At 67.7% G+C, this 25,270-nt stretch carries 24 protein-coding genes; 8 read left to right on the top strand and 16 right to left on the bottom strand.

Features of this window, described 5'->3' with window-relative positions; translation table 11 throughout:
* Positions 1 to 4: 4 nt before the first annotated feature.
* The 6 genes from IM776_RS06945 to IM776_RS06920 all read right to left on the bottom strand — a co-directional run bounded on the left by IM776_RS06945 (position 5) and on the right by IM776_RS06920 (position 7,413).
* A complete protein-coding gene (locus tag IM776_RS06945; RefSeq protein ID WP_228479959.1) occupies positions 5 to 448 on the bottom strand; it encodes a hypothetical protein in 444 nt (147 codons plus the stop codon).
* The gene (gene dapB, locus IM776_RS06940) at positions 445 to 1,191 is read right to left on the bottom strand and encodes a 4-hydroxy-tetrahydrodipicolinate reductase (protein ID WP_194422255.1); all 747 of its coding nucleotides are present in this window, start codon (positions 1,189 to 1,191) and stop codon (positions 445 to 447) included. The genes IM776_RS06945 and dapB overlap by 4 nt, the downstream gene beginning before the upstream one ends.
* A gap of 19 nt (positions 1,192 to 1,210) precedes the next feature.
* A complete protein-coding gene (locus IM776_RS06935; RefSeq protein WP_194422254.1) occupies positions 1,211 to 1,813 on the bottom strand; it encodes a histidine phosphatase family protein in 603 nt (200 codons plus the stop codon).
* Between the two features lie 57 nt (positions 1,814 to 1,870).
* Positions 1,871 to 2,896, bottom strand: a complete 1,026-nt coding sequence (locus IM776_RS06930; protein ID WP_194422253.1) for an aldo/keto reductase — start codon at positions 2,894 to 2,896, stop codon at positions 1,871 to 1,873.
* A 179-nt stretch (positions 2,897 to 3,075) separates the two neighbouring features.
* Positions 3,076 to 5,349: a polyribonucleotide nucleotidyltransferase gene (locus tag IM776_RS06925; protein WP_194422252.1), complete on the bottom strand. Its 2,274-nt coding sequence runs from the start codon at positions 5,347 to 5,349 to the stop codon at positions 3,076 to 3,078.
* Positions 5,350 to 5,487: 138 nt separating this feature from the next.
* Positions 5,488 to 7,413 carry a GDSL-type esterase/lipase family protein gene (locus IM776_RS06920; RefSeq protein ID WP_228479958.1) on the bottom strand — a complete coding sequence of 642 codons (1,926 nt, stop codon included), beginning with the start codon at positions 7,411 to 7,413 and terminating at the stop codon, positions 5,488 to 5,490.
* A gap of 155 nt (positions 7,414 to 7,568) precedes the next feature.
* Here IM776_RS06920 and IM776_RS06915 point away from each other — a divergent pair, with 155 nt between their 5' ends.
* A complete protein-coding gene (locus tag IM776_RS06915) occupies positions 7,569 to 8,189 on the top strand; it encodes a DedA family protein (protein ID WP_228479957.1) in 621 nt (206 codons plus the stop codon).
* 9 nt (positions 8,190 to 8,198) lie between these two features.
* Positions 8,199 to 8,378, top strand: a complete 180-nt coding sequence (locus IM776_RS06910; protein WP_194422250.1) for a DUF5302 domain-containing protein — start codon at positions 8,199 to 8,201, stop codon at positions 8,376 to 8,378.
* A gap of 54 nt (positions 8,379 to 8,432) precedes the next feature.
* On the opposite strand, the gene IM776_RS06905 is transcribed toward IM776_RS06910, so the two are convergent.
* Both IM776_RS06905 and IM776_RS06900 read right to left on the bottom strand, forming a co-directional pair.
* Positions 8,433 to 9,077 carry an FMN reductase gene (locus IM776_RS06905; protein ID WP_194422249.1) on the bottom strand — a complete coding sequence of 215 codons (645 nt, stop codon included), beginning with the start codon at positions 9,075 to 9,077 and terminating at the stop codon, positions 8,433 to 8,435.
* Between the two features lie 2 nt (positions 9,078 to 9,079).
* Positions 9,080 to 10,306, bottom strand: coding sequence for an LLM class flavin-dependent oxidoreductase (locus tag IM776_RS06900; RefSeq protein ID WP_194422248.1), 1,227 nt, complete (start codon positions 10,304 to 10,306; stop codon positions 9,080 to 9,082).
* A 113-nt stretch (positions 10,307 to 10,419) separates the two neighbouring features.
* On the opposite strand from IM776_RS06900, the gene IM776_RS06895 reads away from it, so the two are divergent.
* On the top strand, positions 10,420 to 11,553 hold the full coding sequence (locus IM776_RS06895; protein ID WP_194422247.1) for an acyltransferase family protein: 1,134 nt from the start codon (positions 10,420 to 10,422) through the stop codon (positions 11,551 to 11,553).
* A 7-nt stretch (positions 11,554 to 11,560) separates the two neighbouring features.
* On the opposite strand, the gene IM776_RS06890 is transcribed toward IM776_RS06895, so the two are convergent.
* Positions 11,561 to 12,016 carry a hypothetical protein gene (locus tag IM776_RS06890; RefSeq protein ID WP_194422246.1) on the bottom strand — a complete coding sequence of 152 codons (456 nt, stop codon included), beginning with the start codon at positions 12,014 to 12,016 and terminating at the stop codon, positions 11,561 to 11,563.
* A gap of 73 nt (positions 12,017 to 12,089) precedes the next feature.
* Between IM776_RS06890 and IM776_RS06885 the strand changes: the two genes are divergently transcribed.
* The gene (locus IM776_RS06885; RefSeq protein WP_194422245.1) at positions 12,090 to 13,094 is read left to right on the top strand and encodes an isopenicillin N synthase family dioxygenase; all 1,005 of its coding nucleotides are present in this window, start codon (positions 12,090 to 12,092) and stop codon (positions 13,092 to 13,094) included.
* A gap of 28 nt (positions 13,095 to 13,122) precedes the next feature.
* On the top strand, positions 13,123 to 13,662 hold the full coding sequence (locus IM776_RS06880) for a DUF488 domain-containing protein (protein WP_194422244.1): 540 nt from the start codon (positions 13,123 to 13,125) through the stop codon (positions 13,660 to 13,662).
* 125 nt (positions 13,663 to 13,787) lie between these two features.
* On the opposite strand, the gene rpsO is transcribed toward IM776_RS06880, so the two are convergent.
* Positions 13,788 to 14,057: a 30S ribosomal protein S15 gene (rpsO, locus tag IM776_RS06875; protein WP_147037780.1), complete on the bottom strand. Its 270-nt coding sequence runs from the start codon at positions 14,055 to 14,057 to the stop codon at positions 13,788 to 13,790.
* 148 nt (positions 14,058 to 14,205) lie between these two features.
* Here rpsO and IM776_RS06870 point away from each other — a divergent pair, with 148 nt between their 5' ends.
* Entirely contained in the window at positions 14,206 to 15,489 is a 1,284-nt protein-coding gene (locus IM776_RS06870; RefSeq protein ID WP_194422243.1) for an MFS transporter, read from the top strand.
* A 27-nt stretch (positions 15,490 to 15,516) separates the two neighbouring features.
* Here the strand turns inward: IM776_RS06870 and IM776_RS06865 are convergent, their stop codons facing one another.
* The 3 genes from IM776_RS06865 to IM776_RS06855 form a co-directional block, all read right to left on the bottom strand.
* Positions 15,517 to 16,071, bottom strand: coding sequence for a YceI family protein (locus tag IM776_RS06865; RefSeq protein ID WP_194422242.1), 555 nt, complete (start codon positions 16,069 to 16,071; stop codon positions 15,517 to 15,519).
* A gap of 146 nt (positions 16,072 to 16,217) precedes the next feature.
* Entirely contained in the window at positions 16,218 to 16,586 is a 369-nt protein-coding gene (locus IM776_RS06860) for an FKBP-type peptidyl-prolyl cis-trans isomerase (protein WP_194422241.1), read from the bottom strand.
* Positions 16,587 to 16,845: 259 nt separating this feature from the next.
* Positions 16,846 to 18,036 carry a PrsW family intramembrane metalloprotease gene (locus IM776_RS06855; RefSeq protein WP_194422240.1) on the bottom strand — a complete coding sequence of 397 codons (1,191 nt, stop codon included), beginning with the start codon at positions 18,034 to 18,036 and terminating at the stop codon, positions 16,846 to 16,848.
* A 61-nt stretch (positions 18,037 to 18,097) separates the two neighbouring features.
* On the opposite strand from IM776_RS06855, the gene IM776_RS06850 reads away from it, so the two are divergent.
* Positions 18,098 to 18,967, top strand: a complete 870-nt coding sequence (locus IM776_RS06850; protein WP_194422239.1) for a fumarylacetoacetate hydrolase family protein — start codon at positions 18,098 to 18,100, stop codon at positions 18,965 to 18,967.
* Positions 18,968 to 19,002: 35 nt separating this feature from the next.
* On the opposite strand, the gene IM776_RS06845 is transcribed toward IM776_RS06850, so the two are convergent.
* From IM776_RS06845 to IM776_RS06835, 3 genes are all read right to left on the bottom strand, one after another.
* Entirely contained in the window at positions 19,003 to 20,463 is a 1,461-nt protein-coding gene (locus IM776_RS06845) for an aspartate ammonia-lyase (protein WP_194422238.1), read from the bottom strand.
* 93 nt (positions 20,464 to 20,556) lie between these two features.
* Entirely contained in the window at positions 20,557 to 20,892 is a 336-nt protein-coding gene (locus IM776_RS06840) for a peptidase (RefSeq protein ID WP_194422237.1), read from the bottom strand.
* Positions 20,889 to 22,358: an inorganic phosphate transporter gene (locus tag IM776_RS06835; protein ID WP_194422236.1), complete on the bottom strand. Its 1,470-nt coding sequence runs from the start codon at positions 22,356 to 22,358 to the stop codon at positions 20,889 to 20,891. The genes IM776_RS06840 and IM776_RS06835 overlap by 4 nt, the downstream gene beginning before the upstream one ends.
* Positions 22,359 to 22,512: 154 nt before the next feature.
* On the opposite strand from IM776_RS06835, the gene IM776_RS06830 reads away from it, so the two are divergent.
* On the top strand, positions 22,513 to 24,606 hold the full coding sequence (locus IM776_RS06830; RefSeq protein WP_194422235.1) for a S9 family peptidase: 2,094 nt from the start codon (positions 22,513 to 22,515) through the stop codon (positions 24,604 to 24,606).
* Positions 24,607 to 25,270 lie beyond the last annotated feature (664 nt).

Below are 25,270 nucleotides of genomic sequence, written 5' to 3'. Positions count from 1 at the left end.
GCGATCAGCTCGCGTTCTTCGCGAGCCGGATCGCGTCGCGGATGCTGGCGCGAGCGTCTTTACGGCGCCCCGCGGCATCCTGCACCACACCGAGCCGGTAGCGTGCCCGCCAGTCGTCGCCGGCGGCATCGGCCTCGGCCGTGTAGCGCTGCACAAGCGGCTCGGCATCCGTCTTGGCGAGCCGGCCGCTCGGGGTGAGTTCGGCCTCCGCGGTTGGCATGCCGCCCTCGGCATCCAGCTTCGTGCCGAGACGGTCCGCCTGAATGCCGAACTCGATCTCGCGAACGAGGGCCCATGCCCCGATCAGCGGCAACACGATGAGAGCCGCACCCATGGCGATCCCGATGGCCTCACCGCTGGTCACGTAGAGATACGCCCACTGTCCGGTGAGGACGAAGTACAGGATCAGGCAGAGCCCGACGACGATCACCCCGGCGCGGGCCATCATGCGCGCGCCTGGATCCCGATGTCGATCATGTTCTCCAGTCCCACCACGACTCCCTGCGCGGCTGCCGCGAAAGGAACGGCGAGGCGGATGCCGGGCGCGTAGGCCTTCGCCGACTCCACCGTGTCATGGGTGATCGTGAGGGTTTCGCCGGGGCCGGAGAGGATGACGTCCTGACGTGCGATGACGCCGGGGCGGCGCAGCGAGTGCACCGGGACGCTCGCGACCTGCTGACCCCGCGCGCGCTGATCGGCGTGCGGCGCGCTCACAGGACCCTGCTCGGTGCGCGCGGCTGCGATGAGCTCGGCGGTGCGCACCGCCGTGCCGCTCGGCGAGTCGACCTTGGTGTCGCGGTGCGCCTCGACGATCTCCGCCGAGGAGAAGAACGGGGCGGCGGCCGCGGCCAGCGCGGAGCCCAGTACAGAGCCGAGCGAGAAGTTCGGGATGAACACGGCGCCGGTGCCTGCGGCTTCGACGAGCGGGCGCATCAGCGCGATCCGCTCGGCGGACCAGCCGGAGGTGCCGACGAGAACGTTGATGCCGCGCTCGACGGCGGCGCGCACGACATCCACGCTCACCTGCGGCGTCGAGGCGTCCACGACCAGATCGACTCCGTCCAGTTCGCTCAGCGTGCTCGACGATGTCAGCAGCCGAGTGACTTCGAACCCTTCGAGCTCGTCGATCACGTGCGCGATGATCGTTCCGAGCTTGCCGGACCCGCCGACGAGTGCCACCTGCTTGGTCATGCGTCCAGTCTATTTGCGGTCACACCGGCATCGCGTCCGGCAGGCCGGTACGCAGCTCCACCGGAAGGTGGCTCAGTTCGTTGTGATTGATCAGCGTCCACGGCCTGCCCTGCTTCTGGGCGATGACCGTCAGTCCGCAGTGGGCCTGATTGAGCGTCATCCAGCGCCATTCCGGAGCACCCAGCACCTCTCGCACGAACCAGGCGATCACGAAGTTGTGCGTGATCAGCACTTCGTGCACATCGCCCTGCTTGCGCACCAGGAACTCGTTGACCGCGTCGGCCATCTGTGCGCGCCCCGCGTCGACTTCCGCGTCGGTCAAGGATCCGAAGAACGGCTCATAAACGACCGGTGTCTCATCGGTCATGCCGGTCGGCACGCAGTCGAACAACAACGCCCTGGGCACGGGCGTGACCGAGGGAAGCCGTTCGGCGATCGCCCGCGCGGTCTCCGTGGCCCTCAGCAGCGGAGAATGCCAGATCGCATCGAGCGGGAGTCCGGAGAGCCGGTCAGCGATGAGTTCCGCTTGTCGCTGCCCCCTGGGAGAGAGGGGTCCGTCGTCGACGCCGTGCTCGGCATCCTGATGTTCACCATGTCTGACCAGATATATGTAGTGCGTCACAACCCGCTCGCTTCGTCGCCAGCCTTCACTGGGGCGATTCCACCCTACCGGCAGAGCTCAGGCTCCGGCGCGCGTGAGTTCCAGGACCTGGGTCCGCGAGAGCGAAACGCCGGCGCCCTGCATCAGCTCATCGACGTGCTGGATGGCGAAGCTGTTCACGATCGGAGCCACGACCGTGCGCTGTGCGAGCAGCCATGCCATGGACACTGCGGCGATCGGCGCGTCGACCTCTGCGGCGACCTGGTCGAGCGCGCGGAGGATGCGGGTGCCACGACGGTTCAGGTGACCCCGCAGCTGATCGCCGCGCACGCCGCGGGACACGAGAGCCTTGCTGCGGTGGCGCCCGGACAGGAATCCGTGCTCGAGCGCGTGCGAAGGGGTCACCGCCAGGTTCTGAGCTCCGGCGACGAGACGCAGGTCGCCCTCGAAGCGGTCGCGGCGGATGAGGTTGTACGGCTCATCGAGCACTTCGATTCGCGGGTACCCGGCGGATGCGAGGATCCGCGCCTCGACCAGACGCTCAGGCGCGAAGCCGAAGGCGCCGACGGCGCCGATCTTGCCGGCGTCGCGCAGCCACTCGACGGTGGCGAGCGTGTCCTCGAGGTTCGTCGCCCTGTCCAGCGTGGCGTCCAGGTAGAGCACATCGATCCGGTCGACGTCCAGCCGGGTGAGCGATCCTTCGACGGCCCGCACGAGGTTGACGGAGCCGAGGCCGGGATTGTCGGCGTGCGATCCGATCCGCACGCTGAGAATGGTGCCGTCGCGCAGTCCGCGCGATCGCAGCCACTGGCCGATGATGTGCTCGCTGCGGCCCCCGGAGAAGCCGTCGGCGGTGTGGATCGCGTTCCCGCCGAACTCGACGTACCGGTCCAGGATCGCGTGGCTGGTCTCGAGATCGACGTTCCAGCCGAACTCCGCAGCCCCCAGCATCAGCGGGAAGCTGGAGAACTCCGTCTCACCGAGCGGAACCCGGATACGCTCCCCCACGCCAGGGCCGACGACGGGGATCGGTGCCGAAGGGTGCTCGGCGGCAACCTGGGCGTGTGCGGGCTGATCAGCTGCTCCTGCGCTGAACAATCGCATCCTTCACCACCCCCGCGTGCACTCCCGGTGCGTACTTCGAGGGTAAGCGACTCAGGCGAACTCGCCGACCATTGCCGATAACGTGCGGCGAACTTCCCATAACGTTTCGATCACGACAGGTACGACGAAGGCCCGGATTCCGCTCGCGCGGAACGGAACCCGGGCCGACGTGCCGGGGTTTACGCCTCGGTGGTCTCCGCCTGCGCGGCCTCCTCGGCGGGAGCGTCGTCGAGCACCGGCTCGAGCGACAGCTTGCCGCGGTCGTCGATCTTCGTGATCTTCACGAGGAGCTTCTGACCGACAGAGAGGACGTCCTCGACGTTCTCGACGCGCTTGCCACCGGCGAGCTTGCGCACCTCGGTGACGTGCAGCAGGCCGTCCTTGCCGGGCAGCAGCGAGATGAAGGCGCCGAACGAGGCGATCTTCACCACGGTGCCGAGGAACTGCTCGCCGACCTCCGGGTTGGTGGGGTTGGCGATCGCGTTCACCTGGGCACGGGCCGCCTCGGCCGAGGGGCCATCGGTCGCGCCGATGTAGACGGTGCCGTCCTCCTCGATGGAGATCTGCGCGCCGGTCTCGTCCTGGATCGCGTTGATCGTCTTGCCCTTCGGGCCGATCAGCTCGCCGATCTTGTCGACCGGGATCTGCACGCTGATGACGCGGGGCGCGGTGGGCGCCATCTCGTCAGGAGCGTCGATCGCGGCGTTCAGAACACCGAGGATCGTCAGACGTGCATCGCGGGCCTGCGTCAGCGCGCCGGTGAGAACGTCGGACGGGAGCCCGTCGAGCTTCGTGTCGAGCTGGATCGCGGTGATGAACTCGCTGGTGCCTGCGACCTTGAAGTCCATGTCGCCGAGCGCGTCTTCCGCACCGAGGATGTCGGTCAGAGCCGCGTAACGGGTCTCGCCATTCACCTCGTCGGAGACGAGACCCATGGCGATGCCGGCGACGGCTGCGCGCAACGGCACACCCGCGTTCAGCAGCGACAGGGTGGAGGCGCAGACAGAGCCCATCGACGTCGAGCCGTTGGAGCCGAGAGCCTCGGACACCTGACGGATCGCGTAAGGGAACTCCTCGCGGCTCGGCAGAACCGGAACGAGCGCGCGCTCGGCCAGGAAGCCGTGCCCGATCTCGCGACGCTTCGGCGAACCGACACGACCGGTCTCACCGGTCGAGTAGGGCGGGAAGTTGTAGTGGTGCATGTAGCGCTTGCTCGTCGTCGGGGACAGCGAGTCGATCTGCTGCTCCATCTTGAGCATGTTCAGCGTGGTGACGCCCATGATCTGGGTCTCGCCGCGCTGGAAGATCGCCGAACCGTGCACGCGCGGGATGACCTGCACCTCGGCGTCCAGCGGGCGGATGTCGGCCAGGCCACGACCGTCCATGCGGACGCCCTCTGCCAGGACGCGACCGCGGACGATGCCCTTGGTGACCGACTTGTAGGCGCCGGACACCTCGCCGGCAGCGGACTCCGGCAGCGTGCCCGCCTCGATGGCCGCAGCCACCTCGGCCTTGACGCGGTCCTTGACCGCGTCATCGGCGCTCTGACGCTCCTGCTTGTCAGCGATCTGGTAGACCTTCTCGAGGTCGGCCGTCGCGGATGCGGCGATGAAGTCGTAGGTGCCCTGCTCGTATGCCGGGAAGACCGGGTAGACGCCAGGCGCCTTCGAGGAGTGCGAAGCCATATCGGCCTGCGCCTCGACGAGCTGCTTGAGGAACGGCTTGGCGGCCTCGAGGCCACCCGCGACGACCTCTTCGTTCGGCTTGACTGCGCCGCCCTTGATGAGGTTCCAGCTGTTCTCGGTCGCCTCGGCCTCGACCATCATGATCGCGACGTCTTCGGAGCCGTCGGACTTCTTGACCACGCGACCGGCGACCATGAGGTCGAAGACGGCCTCTGCGACCTGCGCCTCGTTCGGGAACGCGACCCACTGGTCAGCGTGCTCGCCCTGGCCAGGGATGAGCGCGAGGCGGACGCCTGCGATCGGACCGGAGAACGGCAGACCCGAGATCTGCGTCGATGCGGAAGCCGCGTTGATCGCCAGTGCGTCGTAGTACTCGCCCGGAGCGATCGACAGCACGGTGATGACGACCTGGACCTCGTTGCGCAGGCCGTCGACGAACGACGGGCGCAGCGGACGGTCGATCAGACGGCAGACCAGGATCGCCTCTGTCGAGGGACGACCCTCACGACGGAAGAACGAGCCGGGGATCTTTCCTGCCGCGTACGAACGCTCTTCCACGTCGACGGTCAGCGGGAAGAAGTCGAAGCCTTCGCGCGGGTGCTTGCCGGCGCTGGTTGCGGAGAGGATCATCGTCTCTCCGTCGAGATAAGCCGCGACCGAACCCTGCGCCTGCTGAGCGAGACGACCGGTTTCGAAGCGGACAGTGCGGGTGCCGAAGCGGCCGTTGTCGAGAACGGCCTCGGCGGCAGTGATTTCAGGACCTTCCAAGAGGTCTCTCCTTCTTTGTTTAGACTCGTCCGTCCGTGTGACGGCCGAGATCATACGTACCCGTGCGCATGCGCGCACGCGGACTGCGCACAGCAATCCAGTTTCAGCCTATCAGCGCGGCGCTGGACTTCTCCGGTGTCAGCCGACTTCGACGCTGCGCATGCTGGACGACCGGCCGATGTAGACGTACTCGTCGTGCTTGGCGACGCGCCCGTCACCCGCGACGCGCCCGCGCATCCGGCGCCATACCCAGGGGAGGGCGTGCTCGCGCCACCATTGCGCTTTGGTGGTGGCGTCCACGTCGTGCAGCACCTGATCGAGCGCGCCGAGTGTCTCGGCGTGCGGCACTCCGAGGAGCTCGCCGGCGCGATACGCGAGGAAACGATGTCCTCTGCTGCCGAGGTGCACCAGGTCCTCGCCCCAGTTCGGTCTGGACGCCAGCGCAGGGTGCAGGTCGGTGTCGAGGAGGATCGCACCGTGCCGCTCGGCGATGCCGGCGAGGTGGACCGCGAACGTGGAGAACCGCGCCGCGAACAGCCCCGCCGCCCGGCGGTCGGGCAGGAACGGCGTCACCAGCAGCACGTCGGCGCCGTCATCGCGCAGTACGCGAACCGTCTCCTCGACCTCGGCAGCGAGCGCAGCAACGTCCGCGTGCGACCTCACGAGATCGTTCGCGCCGATCAGGATCGACACCAGGTCCGGCCTGAGGTCCCTGGCTCGCGCGAGCTGCGCGCCGCGCACGTCCCGCACGCGACGCGATCGGACCGCGAGGTTCGCATAGTGGATGCCGCCCCTGGCCGACAGCAGCAGGGCGAGTCGATCCGCCCACCCGCGCAGCGCCCCGTCCGGCGCCGGGTCGCAGAGACCCTCAGTGAGCGAGTCGCCGAGGGCGACGAAACGCTGCCACCGTCGGCCGGCGCCGGGATGCGACGGCTCGGGCCTGCGCACCCGTGGTGCGCGCAGCGCGCGATCCACCCGCTGGAGCTCGCGCGCCTCCTCGAAGTGGCCGATCAGCTGATCGCAGACGGCCTGCCAGCTGCGCCCCTCGACCGCCCTGCGCCCCGCCGCGCCGAACGCCCGGCGCTTGCGCGCGTCGCCTGCGAGATCCATGACGCGCATCCGCAGGTCATCCAGGTCTCCGGGGCGATACAGCCAGCCGTCGATGCCCATCCGGATCAGATCCAGCGGGCCGCCGCGACCGGTCGCCACGATCGGGACCCCGCTGGCGTGCGCCTCCTGCAGCGTCTGCCCGAACGTCTCGCTCTCGCCCGGATGCACGAAGATGTCGAAGGATGCCATCGCGGCGGCGAGCTCGTCCCCGTCGAGGTGGCCGAGGAACACGGCATCCGGCATCTGGGCCGCGAGGCGAGGACGGGACGGACCGTCGCCGACGATGACGAGGCGGATGCCGGGAATCCCGTGCAGCACGCGGAGATCCTCGATCTGCTTCTCGGCGGCCAGTCGCCCGACGTAGCCGACCACGATCTCATCCGGTGAGCGATGCTGCCACTGCTCGACGCGAGCGCCGGGGTGGAAGCGCTCCGCATCCACGCCGCGGCCCCACCGGCGGATCCGGTCCACCCCGAGCCCGTGAAGCTGCTGCTCCGACTCGGAGGATGGCGCGAGCGTCAGGGTCGCACGCCGGTGCAGGCGCAGGATGTGGTTCTGAGCGAAGTTCGTGGTGGCCGCGACGCGATACCGCTCTGTATAGGCGGCGACGTCCGTCTGGTATGCCGCCACGACCGGAAGCGCGAGGCGCGTGGCGGCGAGCACGCCGCGCCAGCCCAGCGCGAACGGGGATGCGAGGTGCACGACGTCGGGCCGGAAGCTCGACAGCGACTCCGCGATGCGGTGCGCGGTGACGGTGCCGACGCGAACGTTGCGATACCCGGGGAGCGCCAGGCTCATCACCGGCTCGATCGATGCGCCGTGCATCGTGCCCGGGATGCCAGCGGCTCCCGGAGCGATCACGTGGGCATCGTGGCCGGTCCGTTCGAGGTGTCGAAGGATCTGCAGCACAGATCCGGTCACACCGTTCATGTGCGGCAGGAAGGATTCGGTCACGATCGCGACTCTCACGATGTCAGGATGCCCCGCGTCCGTGGATGTCTTGAGCCGCGACGGGCTCAAGGGACCGAGAGTTCACCCGTTGCACGGCTTTCCTTCACCGGCTGTCCCCGATTCGGTTTCCGTTCACTTCGCGGGCGCATCGTGAAGGGGTGATTCCCGACGCGGTCCTCGACGCCGTCCATGGCCCATGGGCGCTGATCGTCATGACGGTCCTCGTCGTCGGCGACGCGTTCTTCGTCATCGTGCCCGGCGAGATCGCGGTGACGGCGCTCGGAGCGCTGTCGATCTCGTCCGGGACTCCCCCGCTGTGGGCCGTGATCGCCTGTGCGACCGTCGCCGCCGCGTGCGGTGACATGCTCTGCTACGCGATCGGACGCTGGGCAGGCGTGGAGCGCTGGCGTTGGATGCGCGCCCAGCGCGTGCAGCAGGCACGGCGCTGGGCGCACGACCGCCTGCAGTCCGGCACTGCAGTGGTGCTGTTCACCGCGCGCTTCATCCCGTTCGCGCGGCTCGCCGTGAATCTCGTCGCCGGCGCGACTCGGATTCCGATCCCGCGCTACGCCGGTCTGGTCGCATTGGCCGCGGCCGGCTGGGCGACCTACCAAGCGGCGGTCGGGGCCCTGTTCGCGGCGATCCTCCCCGGCGGACCGATGGTGGCGATCACGGTGTCGGTCGTGGTCGCCCTCGTCATCGGCACGCTGATCGACCTGCTGATCCGGCGACGCGACCGCAGGCGCGCGACCTTTCCGTCACCGGTGCAGCCCGACTAGGCTGACCCCATGAGCACCGAAGAAGGCGCAGTTCCTCCGTCTGAGGACATGAAGCGCAAGTTCAAGGAAGCGCTCGAGAAGAAGAACGCTCACCATCGCGACGGTGAGTCGCACCTGGATGGCGACTCCGCCGTCCACGCGGTGAACGCCCCGCAGACGCGGCGCGAGTTCCGACGCAAGAGCGGTTGATCATCGAGAAGGCGCCGGCCCCTTCGGGTCCGGCGCCTTCGTCTTCGGTGCGTGTCACTCGCCGGCGAGGCCACCCAGCAGGTGTCCGAACGAGCGGCCCTCGCCGAGGTAGTTCGCCGGGTCGAACGGATCGTTCGATGTGACGGCGTCGTTGCGCGCGACGGCCTCGGCCAACTCGCGCGCGCCCTTCTCGACGCGCTTGCTCAGGGGAGCCACGTCGTCACCAGCGCCGCCCCAGTCACCGGATGCCGCGAACACGCCGGTCGAGACGGCCTCGGCATGCAGGTAGGCGAACAGCGGTCGGATCGCGTAGTCGATCGCGAGAGAGTGTCGCGGCGTGCCCGCGTTCGCGCCGATGAGGACCGGCTTGCCGGTCAGAGCGTCCGGGTCGAGCACATCGATGAACGACTTGAAGAGTCCGGAGTAACTGGTCGAGAAGATCGGGGTCACCGCGATCAGGGCATCGGCGGAGTAGACCGAGTTGAGCGCCGACTCCAGCTCCGCCGGCGCGAAGCCGGTGAGCAGATTGTTGGTGATGTCGTGCGCGAGATCGCGCAGCTCGATGAGGTCGACCGTGGCCTGGATGTCGCGGGCAGCAAGCTCTTTGACCGTCTCGGCTGCCAGTTTGTCGGCCAGCATCCTGGTCGATGACGGGTTGGAGAGCCCAGCGGAGATGACCGCGATGCGACGCTCTGGCATGGTCACGCCTCCTTCCGGCCGAGGCCGAATGCGGAGCCGGCAGGAGCCGGGGTGTCCTGGTAGGGGGAACCTGCCGTAAGGTTGTCGCCGCGGTTGACGCCGGGGCGCGCCTCGCGGGCAGGTCCGTCGCCGTAGACCGCCTTGACGCGGGCGGCGTGGGTCGGAGCATCCGGAACACTCGCCGGACGATTCTTCGCCAGTTCCTTGCGCAGGGCGGGCACCACCTCGCCGCCGAGGATGTCGAGCTGCTCCAGCACGACCTTCAGCGGGAGGCCGGCGTGGTCGATGAGGAACAGCTGCCGCTGGTAGTCGCCGAACGTGTCGCGCATCGCGGCGTAGCGGTCGATGACCTGCTGCGGCGAGCCGACCGTCAGCGGCGTCATCTCGGTGAAGTCCTCCATGCTCGGGCCGTGGCCGTAGACGGGCGCGTTGTCGAAGTACGGACGGAACTCGTTCACGGCGTCCTGCGAGTTGGCACGCATGAAGACCTGGCCGCCGATCCCGACGATGGCCTGCTCGGGCGTGCCGTGGCCGTAGTGGGCGAAGCGCTGGCGGTAGAGCTCGATCAGACGCTGGTAGTGCTCCTTGGGCCAGAAGATGTTGTTGGCGAAGAAGCCGTCGCCGTAGTACGCGGCCTGCTCGGCGATCTCGGGGGTGCGGATCGACCCGTGCCACACGAAGGGGGCGACGCCGTCCAGCGGACGCGGGGTCGAGGTGAAGCCCTGCAGCGGCGTGCGGAACTTGCCCTCCCAGTCCACGACGTCCTCATCCCAGAGCTTGCGCAGCAGCGCATAGTTCTCGATCGCGAGCGGCAGGCCCTGACGGATGTCCTGTCCGAACCACGGGTAGACGGGTCCGGTGTTGCCGCGGCCCAGCATGAGGTCGGTGCGGCCGTCCGAGATGTGCTGCAGCATCGCGAAGTCCTCGGCGATCTTCACCGGGTCGTTCGTGGTGATGAGGGTCGTCGAGGTCGAGAGGATGATGCGCTCGGTCTGCGCGGCGATCGCAGCGAGGGTCGTGGTCGGCGACGAGGACCAGAACGGCGGGTTGTGGTGCTCGCCGACGGCGTAGACGTCGAGACCGACCTCTTCGGCATGCTTTGCGATCGTGATCGCGTCCTTGATCTTCTGCCGCTCGCTGGGTGTCTCCCCCGTGGTGGGATTCTGGGTGATGTCGCTGACGGTGAAGAGTCCGAACTGGATGCCTGAGGTTTCGGCCTGGTCGCTCATGTTGGTGCTCCGGGTTCTCGAGGCGGATGCGGTGGCATCCGTATCTATGCACTTGAATGTATCTGATACAACGCCACCCCCTCAACTTTATTCCCGGACGGTAGCCTTCAATGATGAGCAGTACTCCGCAGGCGCCGACCGGCCCCGTCACAGGTCCGATCGCACGGTCGCGCAGGCGCGTTCCGTTCTGGGACAACGCCCGCTACGCCTGCATCGTCCTGGTCGTTCTGGGCCACGCGATCCAGCGCCTCACCTACGACTCCGACATCGCGATGGCGCTGTACCTGTCGTTCTACGCGTTCCACATGCCGGCGTTCGCGATCATCGCCGGGTACTTCTCGAAGTCCGCCCCGCCGAACAAGAAGCAGATGGCTCGGGTGATCACCGACATCCTCGTTCCATACGTCATCTTCGAGCTGCTGTGGACCCTGACGAAGTGGGCGTTCGAGGGCGAGGCGAATCCGAACCTCACTCAGCCGTCGTGGACGCTGTGGTTCCTGCTCGCTCTGGGGATCTTCCGGCTGGTGCTCCCCTACCTGGCTCTGCTGCGCTGGCCGCTGCTGTGGGCGCTGCTCATCTCCGTCGGCGCGGGATACCTGCCCAACGTCGACAGCACGTTCTCGCTGTCCCGCACGCTCGGATTCCTGCCGTTCTTCGTGCTGGGCTGGTGGCTGCGCGAGCATGACCTCGTGAACCGGCTGCGGTTGATCGACTTCCGCCCGTGGTGGCTGCGTGTACTCGCCCTGCTCGTCTTCGCGGTCGACGGGTTCATCGCGTGGAACTGGGTCCACGTCTGGAAGAGCGTCGACCTGACCACCTGGTTCTTCTACAACGACTCGTACGCCGACCTCGGCGCGCAGGTGTGGTGGTCCGGCGGCATCCGCCTGATGCTCATCGTCATCGGGCTGGTGCTCAGCGTCGCGTTCTTCGTGCTCATCCCGCGCGGTACGCACTGGTGGACGAAGTTCGGCCAGTACACGATGTACGTCTACCTGCTGCACTCGTTCGTGCTGTACCCGTTCCGCGAGTCCGGCATCCTGCGCCACGCGGAGCCGACCTGGATCTGGCTGCCGAGCGTCATCGTGCTGTCCGTGGTGATAGCACTGGTTCTGGCGACGAAGCCGGTGCGCTGGGTGTTCCGGCCGCTCATCGAGCCCCGCGCACGATGGCTGTTCTCGGACGCCCAGCTGGCCGAGACCTCGCGTCGCGACGATCCGACGGGGTCGCGTCGACCGCGCGAGCGCTGACCGAATGTCAGGCGGCCGGCGGCTCGACGCGGATGCTGCGCGAGGCGTGCACGGAGTACCAGACCAGGACCGCGAGCAGCACGAGCTCAGCCGCGATGTAGCCGTAGTGCAGCCAGGAGTCCCCCGGGTCTCCGCCGGCGATGATGACATCGCTGCGCGCAGCGAGCGCCGGGCGGATCAGGAACGACTCGATCGCCATGATCAGCCACATAGCGCCGATCAGCAGCCAGCCGCGCCCGGTCTCACGAGGACGCGCCTGTCCGATGAGCGTGAGAGCCACGAGGATGATCCAGCCCGCGACGGACAGCGAGATGAACACGAGTCGTCCGATGCCCAGGCCCAGGGGGGTCGTTATTCCGGGCGCGAGGAATTTCAGCGGCGTCTCGATGAAACTCAAGCCCGCGATCAGGCCGATCCAGACCGCCGGCAGTAACAGGCGAAGCGCAATCCACAGACGAGGCATGATTTCAGGCTACCGACGGTAAATCTTCGAAACACTCGACTGCCGCCGTGGAATCTCGCCGTACGCTCGGGGCATGGCTGATCTGAACCTCCCCGTCCTCGACCTGTCCCAGCTCGACCAGGGGCCGGAGGCCGCCGCGCAGTTCCGCGACGACCTGGCGGCTGCCGCGCACGACGTCGGCTTCTTCTATCTCATCGGCACGGGCATCGAGCCCGAGCTCTTCCGCCGCCTGCAGCAGGCGGCGCGCGACTTCTTCGCACTGCCAGAGAAGGAGAAGCTGGCCATCGAGAACGTGCACAGCCCGCAGTTCCGGGGGTACACCCGCATCGGCGGCGAACTCACCCAGGGCAAGGTCGACTGGCGGGAGCAGATCGACATCGGCCCGGAGCGGGAGCCGGTCGAGGGCGGCCCTGCGTTCAACCGGCTGATCGGCCCCAACCTCTGGCCGGCCGCCCAGCCCGAGCTGCGCGAGGTCGCCGAGTCATGGCGCGAGCACCTCACCGGGATCTCCCGGCGCCTCCTGCGCAGCTGGGCGGAGGCTCTCGGCGCAGAGTCGACGCACTTCGACGCCGACTTCGGAGACCCGGCGAGCCTGCTGAAGATCGTCCGCTACCCCGGCACCGACGCCCCCGAGCCGCAGCAGGGGGTCGGTGCGCACAAGGACTCCGGCGTGCTCACCCTCCTCTGGGTGGAACCCGGCAAGGGCGGCCTGCAGGTCGAGCGCGACGGCGCCTGGGTCGATGCCCCGCCGGTCGACGACGCATTCATCGTGAACATCGGCGAGATGCTCGAGTACGCCACCGGCGGTTACCTCAAGGCCACCAACCACCGGGTGATCTCGCCGAAGGCTCCCGACGACCGCATCTCGGTGCCGTTCTTCTTCAGCCCGGCGCTCGACGCCAAGCTGCCGCTCATCGAGCTGCCCGAAGAGCTCCGGGCCGAGGCGACCGGCGTCTCCGAGGACCCGGACAACCCGATCCACAGCCTGTACGGCGAGAACTCCCTCAAGTCGCGACTGCGCGCGCACCCGAACGTCGCCGAGATCCACCACGCCGACCTGCTGAGCCCCACGGCCTGAGCCCGGGCTTCCCAGGTAGCCTCGACGGATGTCGCTGCCGTTTCACACCGTCGGACACTCGGACCGCTCGATCGATGAGTTCATCTCGGTGCTGACGTCTGCCCAGATCGGCCTGGTCGTGGATGTGCGCAGGCTCCCCGGCTCCCGGCGGCATCCGCAGTTCGACGAGGACTCGCTGCGCGAATCGCTCGGCGCCACCGGCATCCGGTTCGAGCGCATCGCGGAGCTCGGGGGCCGCCGGCCGGTTTCGAAGGAGGTGCCGTTCGAGACGAACGCGTTCTGGCAGAACCGCAGCTTTCACAACTACGCCGACCATGCGCTCTCGGATGAGTTCCGTTCGGGCCTGGACAGGCTGCTCGATCGCGGGCGCGAGTTGCGCACGACCGTCATGTGCTCGGAGGCGGTCTGGTGGCGATGCCACCGGCGCATCATCGCTGATCATCTGGTCGCACGAGGCGAGGCGGTGTTCCACCTGATGGGCGAGGGGCGGCTGCAACCGGCCGAGCTCACGACGGGGGCCGTCGTCGACGGCGACACCGTCACGTACTCGACTGAGCGGGAACGATGAAGGCCTCCCCACACCGTGGGGAGGCCTTCCAAGAAAGTTTCGCGCGATTGAACGCTGGTCGTTATCGGCGACTCGGATCGGCGTGCGCCGATCCACTTCAGACTGTGCCTTTTGCGTCCTGCGGCTTATCGCCGCAGTCCGAGGCGCTGGATCAGCGAGCGGTAGCGCTCGATGTCCACACCCTGAAGGTAGCCGAGCAGGCGACGGCGCTGACCGACGAGCAGGAACAGGCCACGACGCGAGTGGTGGTCGTGCTTGTGCTCCTTGAGGTGCTCGGTGAGGTCCTTGATGCGCTGCGTCAGCATTGCGGCCTGCACCTCGGGGGATCCGGTGTCACCGGGGTGCGTCGCGTACTCTTCGATGATCGCCTTCTTGACGTCTGCTTCCAGTGCCATAGATTCGATCCCCTCTCACTCATTGCGCGGCGCCCGACGCCTGATGCGTGGGCTCTCTTTATCCGCGGCCGATCAAACGGCAACCTGTAGAGTCTACCAGCCTGCCGCCCGCGGCAGCGACACCGCGCACAGCCGGTAACCTCGACGGGTGAACAGCGCGCTGATCGATCTGCGACCCTTCCGGGCGAGCGCGGCGTTCAGCCGGCTATGGGTCGGATCCACCCTGGGCGGCCTCGGCGGTCAGCTCACCCTCGTCACGATCATGCTGCATGTGTTCGAGCTCACTGGCAGCACGTTCGCGGTGTCGATGGTGGTCGTCGCCGGCCTCATCCCGATGATCCTCGCAGGCCTCTACGGCGGGATGCTGGCCGATGCGTTCGACCGCCGCGTCGTCGGCCTCACCGCCGCGGTCTTCTCCTTCGCATCGACGCTGTTCCTCGCCCTCCTCACCTGGTCGCACCTGGAGACGATCTGGTGGCTATACGTCCTCAGCGTCATCAACGCCGCCGCGAGCTCGGTCAGCCTGGCCACGCGCAGCGCCATCATCCCGCGCCTGCTCCCCCGCGAGCTGCTCGCCTCGGCATCCGCCCTGAACGGCATCACGATCGGCGTGATGGTCATGGTCGGACCCGCGCTCGCCGGCGTCCTGGTGGCCACCACCGGCTACGGCTGGACCTACACGATCGACGTCATCCTGATGCTCGCGATGTTCATGGGACTGTGGACCCTGCCGTCGCTGCGTCCGGAGGGGACGGTCGTCCGCCCCGGCCTGGAATCTCTCGTGGACGGCTGGCGATTCCTCAAGCGTGCGGGCAACATCCGGATGCAGTACATCCTCGACATCATCGCCATGACGTTCGGCCAACCCGTCGCGCTGTACCCGGCGCTGGGGACCGTGCTCCTCGGCGGCGGCGCGGTGACGACCGGCGCGCTCACCGCCGCCGTCGCCGCCGGCACGTTCCTGTCGAGCCTGTTCTCCGGTCGCGTCGTACGCTATCGCTGGCACGGTCGCGGCATCCAACGCGCCATCCAGGTCTACGGCGCGTCGATCCTCGCGTTCGGAGTCGTCCTGCTGATCGGAGTCTGGATGCCGCCGGCCAGTGAGACCGCGGTCAACCTGGGCCTCGTCATCGCGGCGTGCATCGCCCTCGCAGCCTCCGGCGCCGCCGACAACATCAGCTCGATCTATCGCAGCACCATGATGCAGTCGTCCGTACCCGACAGCATCCGCGGCCGCCTGCAGGGCGTCTTCGTGATCGTCGTGACCGGTGGCCCGCGCCTCGGAGCCCTCTACGCCGGAACGCTGGCGACCTTCACGGCGCTGTGGTTCCCTCCGCTGCTAGGAGGGTTCATCGTGATCGTGCTGGTGGCCCTGCTCGTACGGCTCACACCACGGTTCCGCGACTACGACGCAGAGAACCCCGCGCCCTGACAGACGCGGGGTTCTCGAAGCGAGATCTCAGTCCTGCTGCAGCGAGCCCTGCAGGTCGAGGGTGATCGTGACGTCCTTGCCGACGAGCACTCCGCCGGTCTCGAGGGCGGCGTTCCAGGTCAGGCCGAAGTCCTCGCGGTTGATGGTGGTCGACGCCGACGCGCCGGCCTTGTAGTTGCCGTACGGGTCCTGGCCGAAGCCGCCGAACTCGAACTCGAAGCTGACCGGCTTGGTGACGCCGCGGATGGTCAGGTCGCCGTCGACGAAGAAGTCGCCGTCCTGAACGCGGGCGCCGGTGGAGACGAACTCCATGGTCGGGAACGTCTCAGTGTCGAAGAAGTCCGCCGAACGGAGGTGGCCGTCGCGGCCCTCGTCCTTCGTGTCGATCGACGTGACGTCGACGGATGCCTGCACCTGGGCCTCGAGCGGGTTCTCGGGAGCGACGAGGGTTGCGCTCTTCACGCCGAACGTGCCGCGCACCTTCGAGATCATCATGTGGCGGACACTGAAGGTGACCTCGCTGTGTGCGGGGTCGAGGGTCCAGGTGCCGGAGCGGTAGCCGGGGACGTCGATCGTGGTCATACGGGATTCTCCTTGAGATCAGGGCCGCGCTCGCGGCGTTCACACGGTGTCAACTCGCATGCGTGCGCATATATTCCGAGATCGCCCGAAAAGCGGAAGACCCCCGCACTTCATGTGAGCGGGGGCCTTCCGGACAGTCGATCGGATCAGCCGACGGCCACCAGGTCGATGATGAAGATGAGGGTCTTCCCGGAGAGGAAATGACCGGCACCGGCAGGACCGTACGCCAGGTGCGGCGGGATGACGAGCTCGCGACGACCGCCGACCTTCATTCCGGGGATGCCTTCCTGCCAGCCCTGGATCAGGCCGCGCAGCGGGAACTGGATGGTCTCGCCGCGTCCCCAGGAGGAGTCGAACTCCTCGCCGGAGTCATATTCGACGCCTGCGTAGTGCACGGTCACGGTGTCGCCGGGCTTCGCTTCCGCGCCGTCGCCGTCGATGATGTCACGGATGGCGAGCTCGGCAGGAGCAGGGCCGGTAGGGGCGTCGAACTCAGGCTTTGTGCGATCAGTCATGGCTCCATCCAACCCGAGCGACCCGCGCGAGGTCAACGCGGCGACACCCGCTCAGAGCGAACAGGAGGGAGGTTTCGGCTCGCCTGCGGCTCGCTCAACCTTGCTGCGCGAGCGACTCAGGTCGGCGTCGCCGACGAGAGTCGCTCCGCAGCAAGACTCAGCGCCCGGTGCTGCGGCGATGCCTGCGAGTCTCCCGGGCGCTGAGTTGATCTGAAACCAGGGTGCACCCGGTCGCGCGTCATGTCAAGAGCCTGACAGGTCAGTACGCGAGCAGCGCCGCTCTCGTCGCGCGAGTGCGGGTGAGCAGAGCCCGCTCGTCATCGGCGGCGAGAGGGTCACGGCCGGTGATCGCGCGCTGACGAACGGCGGCGAGGGCTGTGGAGTCCTTGATGAACTGCTTCATGAGCGGTCGGCGGTCGCCCTGCAGAGTCGACGCCCACTGCATCCCGACCTTTCGTCCCGACGGAGTCGCGAGCATCGTCACCTCTTCAGGGGTGAACCAGCCGGCTGCGGAGTACTCCCCCAGCCGTTCGCGCGTGACGCGCGCCTCCTCGCGCCGCAGGGCGACGATCCCCAGGATGAAGCCGATGAAAAGCGGCACCTGGAGCGTGATGTAGAGCGCGAAGAAATCGGCGAAGACCGCCGAACCGTTCCAGAATCCGTGCAGCACCATGGCTGCTGCCAGCCCGAGCAAGCCCACGCCGAGCACGGCACGCTTCGACGCATGCCGCCGCGCCGCGAGGCCCATCGCGAATCCGGTCAGCGCCGTGAACATGGCGTGCGCGAACGGCGAGAGGAGCCCGCGCATGACGAACGTGGCCGTCAGCTGGCTTCCGCCGCCCTCGATCACGCTGATGGCGAAGTACTGGATGTTCTCCGTGAACGCGAACCCGCCGCCGATCAGCGCCCCGTAGACGATGCCGTCCACCGGACCGTCGAACGCGCGCCGGCCGACCAGGAAGATGATGTAGATCCCGAGCCCCTTCGCGATCTCCTCGATGATCGGCGCCTGGATGACGCTGCTCAGCACCTCGGTGCGCAGGCCGATCGCCAGGGTGATCGCAAGGTCGACGAGGAGAGTGATGCCGACCGCGGCGATGGCGCCCCAGGCGATCGCGAAGGCGATCATGACCTTGGGCTCCGGCTCCCATCGGTCGATCAGATACACCCCGACGAAGACGATCGCCAGCGGTATCACGGCGAGCACGAGCCCGATCCCGGATGCCACGGCACCCAGCGCGAACACGAAGTAGCCGATCAGCGCGAGCAGGACGAAACCGAGGACGCCGAACAGCCAGATGGACACTGTGCGCCCGCGCCGGGCGGGAACAGGAAGCGCCGGGAGCGCAGGGCCTGGCGCGGTGACGGCCGGTGCGGGCGGCGTGTAGACCGTCGGCTGCTCCAGGGCGGACTCGTACCTGGGCTGCCCGCCCGGTCCTCCGAAAGTCATAGCCAAATCCTAGAGGTCAGGACGTACGCCGAGGTCGACGCCCGACCGGTAGCGTAGAACCATGCGTTTCGCCCATCTGCGCGGCTCTGACTCCTCCGACATCCAGCTGGCTGTCGTCGAAGACTCGGCCGCGATCCTCGTCTCCGACCTCCTCTCGCCCGCTCCCGGAACTCTCCAGGAGGTCATCGAGGGCGGGGACGAGACCCTCCAGGCGCTGCGCACCGCACTCGCCGACGGCACTGCACCGCGGCATCCGATCGATGGATTCGGATTCGCGTCCGCGGTGCTGAACCCGCCCGTCGTCCTCGCCGTCGGCCTGAACTACGCGGCCCATTCCAGCGAGCTGGGGCTGAAGACCGACACCGCACCCACCGTGTTCACTCTCTGGCCGAACTCGCTGACAGGGCACGACGCGACCACCGAGTGGCCGCGTACGCTCAGCGAATCCGTCGACTACGAGGCCGAACTCGGCGTGCTGATCGGCCGGCCGGCGAAGGATGTCCCCGCCGAGCGGGCTCTCGAGCACGTGTGGGGGTACACGGTCGTCAACGACATCACCGCGCGCGACATCCAGTTCGCCGAAGCGCAGTGGTCGCGCTGCAAGTCGTTCGACGGTTTCACCCCCACCGGCCCTTTCGCGGTCACCGCGGACGAGATCGCCGACCCGCAGGATCTGCACATCTGGACCGTGATCGACGGGCACACGGTGCAGGACGCCAGTACGGGGCAGATGGTCCGTTCGGTGGCGACACTCATCGCTCATCTGTCGCAGTCGATCACGCTGCGCCCCGGCACGCTGATCTCGACCGGGAGTCCGGGTGGGGCGGGCTACTCGCGCGACCCGCAGATCTTCCTCCGCGATCACTCCACCGTGACGGTCGGCATCGACGGAATCGGCGAGCTCACGACGCATTGCCGCATCCGCGACTGACCCTCGGCTTCACCCGGCATCCCGCATGCGGGACGTCAGATCTGGATCATGTCCTCCGGCGGGATCACGTTGATCGCCGAAGTCACGGCCTCGAGACCGGAAAGACGTGCCGGTGAAAGCTGCTTGGTGACCTCTTCGCGCGACATCAGCTCGGCCTCGACCACGAGGTCGGCGACGCTGCGGTTGGTCAGCAGCGCGGTCTTCGCGAGCGCCGCGGCCGCCGCGTAACCGATGAACGGCGTCAGCGCCGTGATGACGCCGACGGATGCGCCCACCATGGCGCCGAGGCGGTCCTCGTTCGCGGTGATGCCCTCGACGCAGTTGACGCGGAGGGTCCACATCGCCTGCCGCATCCAGGTGATCGACTGGAAGATCGAGTGCGCGATGACCGGCTCGAAGGCGTTCAGCTGGAGCTGCCCTGCCTCGACGGCCATCGTCACCGTCGTGTCGGCGCCGACGACCGAGAAGGCCACCTGATTCACAACCTCGGGGATGACGGGGTTGACCTTCCCCGGCATGATGCTCGAACCCGCCTGCTTCGCCGGCAGGTTGATCTCGCCGAGACCCGCCTGCGGACCCGACGACAGCAGACGCAGGTCGTTGCAGATCTTCGACAGCTTGATCGCGTTGCGCTTGAGCGACGAGGAGAACGACATGAACGCACCGGTGTCGCTGGTCGACTCGACCAGGTCGGTCGCGGTCTCGAGGTCGAGTCCCGAGATCTCCCGCAGGTGCGCGAGCACGGCCCGCGAGTAGTCGACGTGCGTGGTGATGCCTGTGCCGATCGCGGTGGCCCCCATGTTGATCTCGAACATGAGCGACGCGTTCTCGGTGAGACGGGAGTGGTCCTCGCCGAGGGTGGTCGCGAAGCCGTGGAACTCCTGACCGAGGGTCATCGGCACGGCATCCTGCAGCTGTGTGCGGCCGACCTTGAGCACATCGTGGAACTCGACGGCCTTGCCGAGGAACGCACGGCGCAGAAGGTCCAGCTCGTCGAGCAGCGAGCGGAGGTTCAGCGAGAGGCCGATCTTGATCGCCGTCGGGTAGACGTCGTTGGTGGACTGGCTGCGGTTGGTGTGGTCGATCGGCGAGAGGAAGGCGTAGTCCCCCTTCTCACGGCCGGCCATCTCGAGCGCGATGTTGGTGATGACCTCGTTCGCGTTCATGTTCGTCGACGTCCCGGCGCCGCCCTGGATCACGCCCACGGTGAACTGGTCGTGGAACTCGCCGTCGATCACCCGTTGCGCTGCGGCGTCGATGAGATCGGCGCGCTTCTGATCGAGGACGCCGATCTGCTTGTTCGCGCGCGCGCTGGCCTGCTTGACCATCGCGAGACCTCGGATCAGGTCCGGATACACCGAGATCGGACGCTTCGAGATCGGGAAGTTCGCGTCGGCGCGGGCGGTGTGGATGCCCCAGTACGCGTCGGCGGGGATCTCCATGCTCCCGAGGGAGTCGGTCTCGGTGCGGGTCGATGCGGGCGCGGCAGAAGCCATGTCACTTCCTTGTGGGTGGTGGCGGATCGATGAACGGGGGATGTCTCCATCCTATGCCGTCTCAGGATGCCCACCCGAGGGGCGCGGCCTGCGTCAGTGACCGATGACTATCAGCAGGATGCCGGCGATGACGGCGAGCCCGCAGAGGGCGAAGCAGGCGTACGCGCCCAGGAGAGCGATGCGCTTCTGCCCCTCGGTGAGCGGGCTCTTCCTCGCGGCCTTCGCAGCCTGCTTCGTGGCGCGTCTGGCCTGCTTCTCGGTGATCACGGTGATCGCATCCGTGAACGCCGCCGGCGACACCACAGGCGACCGACCGGAGCGGACAAGCAGACGGAGTCCGAGCGCGTAGAAGGTCACCACGGCGGCGGCGCCCAGCAAAGCTGCGGCGAAGACCTGGACGAAGGCCAGCCAATCGATCGTGACGCTCATCGCTGTCCCTCCCGCTGCTCGGCCTCTTCGTCAGGCACATCCCATTCGGCGAGTTCCGCTCGGGCACGGCGGCTAGCGCTCAGCGTCTCCCACTCCTGCGCGGCCCTCTGCGCTTCGGCGAGCTTCCGGTTGGCACGCTCGGCAGCCTTGCGTGCCGCCTTGACCTCGGCCTCGGATCCGCCGTTCTTCTTGAGCTTGCGGGCCCTTCGGCCCGCCTTCTCGGCCTCGTCGGCCTTGCGCTCGGCACGGTCGAGAGCACGGAGGAGTTCGATGCGCGTCTGACGACGCGTCGGAGGCGGCGTATTCGGGAGCTCGACGACGTGGCCCGACTCGGCGACATCGCTCATCGCGTTCTCGGAGGTGACCGCATTGCGTCGCGAGCGCAGGTAGAGACCGACGATGATGGCGACGGCGAGCACGGCGTCGATCGCCACGCCCCAGGTGCCCAGCCAGACGACGAGCAGTGCGGCCAGCGCTCCGACTGCGCCTGCGGCCGGAAGCGTCAGCAGCCAGCCGATGGCGATTCGCCCGGCGGTGCGCCACCGCACGGTGGATCCGCGGCGGCCAAGACCCGAACCGATCACCGAGCCTGACGCGACCTGCGTCGTGGACAGCGCGAAACCGAGCGCGCTGGACGCGAGGATCGTCGCCGCCGTGGAGCTCTCGGCGGAGAAGCCCTGGGCAGGTTTGACGTCGGTGAGCCCCTTGCCGAGCGTGCGGATGATCCGCCAGCCGCCGAGGTAGGTGCCGAGCGCGATCGTGACTGCGCAGGCGACGATGACCCACAGGTACGGGTCGGCGTGGTCCTGGCTCTGCCAGCCGACCGTGATCAGCGCGAGCGTGATGACGCCCATCGTCTTCTGCGCGTCGTTGGTGCCGTGCGCGAGGGCGACGAGGGACGACGTGAAGATCTGCCCCCAGCGGAAGCCGTCCCGGCCGTCGGGCTTTCCGTCATAGCGTCGGGTGATCGAGTACGCCAGCTTCGTCGCGACGAAGGCGATGATGCCGGCTGTGAGCGGCGCGATCAGCGCCGGGAGCACGATCTTGGAGAGCACCATGCCGAAGTCGATGCCCCCGAGGCCGACGCCGACGAGCGTCGCGCCGATCAGGCCGCCGAACAGCGCGTGCGAGGAGCTGGACGGCAGGCCCAGGAGCCACGTGAGCATGTTCCAGGTGATGGCGCCGATGAGCCCCGCGAAGATCACGGCGAGGAAGAGCTCAGCGCCGGCTTCGATGATGGAGGCCTCGTTGATGATGCCGTGCGACACGGTCTTGGAGACCTCGGTCGACAGGAAGGCGCCGACCAGATTGAGCACCGCGGCCAGCAGCACGGCGGTCTTGGGCTTGAGAGCACCGGTCGCGATGGGCGTGGCCATCGCGTTGGCGGTGTCGTGAAAGCCGTTCGTGAAGTCGAAGAACAGTGCCAGTGCGATCACCAGCACGACGATGAGGACTGCGGTTTCCACCGGTCGCTTTCAGATAGACGAAGAAGGAATGTGCCGACGTGATCGGCGTGGTGAACGAAGAGTTCACCGCGGGTTTCACTTCCGTTAACCGGCCCCGACAAATCCTCGCACCGTCCTCGGCGTCGGTCAACTCGACACGGGATACCGTGGAGCCGTGACCAACGCTCCCGCCGCCGCCCGCCGCTCGCACACCCGCACGCACCACGGAGACACCTTCGACGACCCGTACGAGTGGCTGCGCGACAAGGAATCCGCCGAGGTGATCACCCACCTCGAGGCGGAGAACGCCTACACCGACGAGGCGACAGCGCACCTCGAGGGCCTGCGCGAGCAGCTGTTCCAGGAGATCAAGGGGCGCGTGCAGGAGACCGACCTGTCTGTGCCCTCACGGCGAGGCGACTGGTGGTACTACGGCCGGAGCGAGGAGGGCGCGCAGTACGGCATCCACTGCCGCGCCGCTGCGGAACCGGGTGACTGGACTCCCCCGGTCCTCGAGCCGGGTGTTCCCGTGCCGGGTGAGGTGATCCTGCTGGACGGCAATATCGAGGCCGAAGGGCATGAGTTCTTCTCGCTCGGCTCGTTCGATGTGTCGGATGACGCGACGAAACTGCTCTGGGCGCACGACTACGAGGGCGACGAGCTCTACACCATCCGGGTGCGCGACCTCGTCACCGGCGAGACTCTCGCCGATGAGATCCCGCGGACCGGTGGCGGGTTCTTCACACCGGACGGCACCGCGATCGTCTACACGACCCGAGATGAGGCATGGCGCCCCGACACCCTGTGGCTGCATCGCCTCGGCACTCCAGTGGCCGAGGACGTGAAGCTGTTCCATGAGCCCGACGAGCGGTTCTGGCTCGGCGCGGGCATCACCCGCAGCCGTCGCTACCTCGTCATCGGCGTGGGCTCCAGCATCACCAGCGAGGAGTACCTGGTCGACCTGCAGGGGGACATCGCAGCCAAGCCGCAGCTGGTCTGGCCGCGCGTGGAGGGCGTGGAGTACGAGATCGACCATGCCGTCGTCGACGGTGAGGATCGCCTGCTCATCCTCCACAATGAGGATGCTCTCGACTTCGAGCTCGTCTCGGTCGCGGCATCCGACCCGCAGGGTGAACGCCATGTGGTCATCGCGCACGAGCCAGGTCGGCGGCTGCTCGGCGTGGACTGCTTCCGCGACTTCGGCGTGGTCGGATATCGTAGCGAGGGCCTGGAGCGGGTCGGACTGCTCGACTACCGGGCGGATGCCGTCGACGAGCTGCGCTTCGACGAACCGCTGTTCTCGGCGGGGCCGGCCGGGAACCCGGAGTGGCATTCGCCGTTCCTGCGCCTGTCGTACACCTCTTTCGTGACTCCCGCCACGGTCTACGATCTCGACCTCGCAACGCGCGAGCTGGTGCTGCGCAAGCAGCAGCCGGTGCTGGGCGGATATGAGCCGTCCGAGTACGGGCAGGAGCGCCGGTGGGCGACCGCCTCGGATGGCACGAAGGTGCCGCTCTCGCTGGTGTGGAAGAAGGCGTTCGGCGAGCCCGGAGCAGAGGTGCGTCCGCTGCACCTGTACGCCTACGGATCGTACGAGCACTCGATCGATCCCGGATTCTCGGTCGCGCGCCTGTCGGAGCTCGACCGCGGCGTGGTCTTCGCGGTGGCGCATGTGCGCGGCGGCGGCGAGATGGGCCGGAACTGGTACGAGGACGGCAAGCTGCGGAACAAGCGCAACACCTTCACCGACTTCGTCGCGTGCGCCGAGCACCTGATCGAAACCGGCGTGACGTCTGCCGAGCGGATGGTGGCCGAGGGCGGCAGTGCCGGCGGCCTGCTGATGGGAGCCGTCGCGAACCTCGCTCCGACGAGGTTCGCCGGCATCCTGGCATCGGTCCCGTTCGTCGACGCGCTCACGTCGATACTCGATCCCTCGCTGCCTCTCACGGTCATCGAATGGGACGAGTGGGGCGATCCGCTGCACGACGCCGACGTGTATGCCTACATGAAGTCGTACACGCCGTATGAGAACGTGCAGGAGGGCGTCGGCTACCCGCGCATCCTCGCGATGACGTCGATCAACGACACGCGCGTGCTGTACGTGGAGCCGGCCAAGTGGGTCGCCGCTCTCCGGCATGCCGGCGCGCAGGACGTGCTGCTCAAGTGCGAGATGGCCGCGGGCCACGGGGGCGTGAGCGGCCGGTACAACGCATGGCGCGAGCGCGCCTTCGAGCTCGCCTGGATGCTGGACACGCTCGAGCTCGCCTGAGTCACGTGCCGTCTTGTCGCCGCGCCGGTGTCAGGCGAGCGAGCGCGTCCGGGTTGTTGCGGGTGTGAGAAGGCAGCACCAGCCGTTACTCGGACGCGTAATGTACCGCGTCCGGGTTGTTGCGGGAGGTCTGATCGCGCACCCGCGACTTTCCTGACACAGCACTCCCTCTGCACAACCATGCCGCGGCGGCGATTCTCCCCACATCGCGCATCTGCCGTCTCCAGACCACCGGTGACCCGGCTTTGATGGGCGGATGACGCGACGGAAGCCACTCCCCCTCGATCTGCGCGCCGGGCCGTTCACGGTATCGGCAGCGCGTGAGCGCGGAGTGTCCGCATCGCGGCTTCGCGCGAAGGACCTCGAGTCGCCCACACGCGGGGTGCGCGCGCTCGCGTCGCCGAGGACCGAGCCCCCGGATGCCGCGACCGAGACACCCACGCAGCGGATGACGCGCTTGCGTGAAGATATGTGCGAACGCGCACGAACGTTCGCGCCGGCGCTCACGCCCGGCCAGTTCTTCAGCCACGACACCGGGCTGGGCTTGATAGGCGCGCCGCTTCCGTACACGGGGTGCGAGCAACTCGCCCTGCACGTCTCCGTACGACGACCGTGTCCACAGCCGGAGCGCAAGGGATTGACCGGGCACCGGCTGCAAGCGCGT

This window comes from Microbacterium abyssi (assembly GCF_015277895.1).
Taxonomy (GTDB): Bacteria; Actinomycetota; Actinomycetes; order Actinomycetales; family Microbacteriaceae; genus Microbacterium; species Microbacterium abyssi.
Note: the sequence above shows the minus strand (reverse complement) of the source record. Positions and strands in the feature narration are given on the sequence as shown.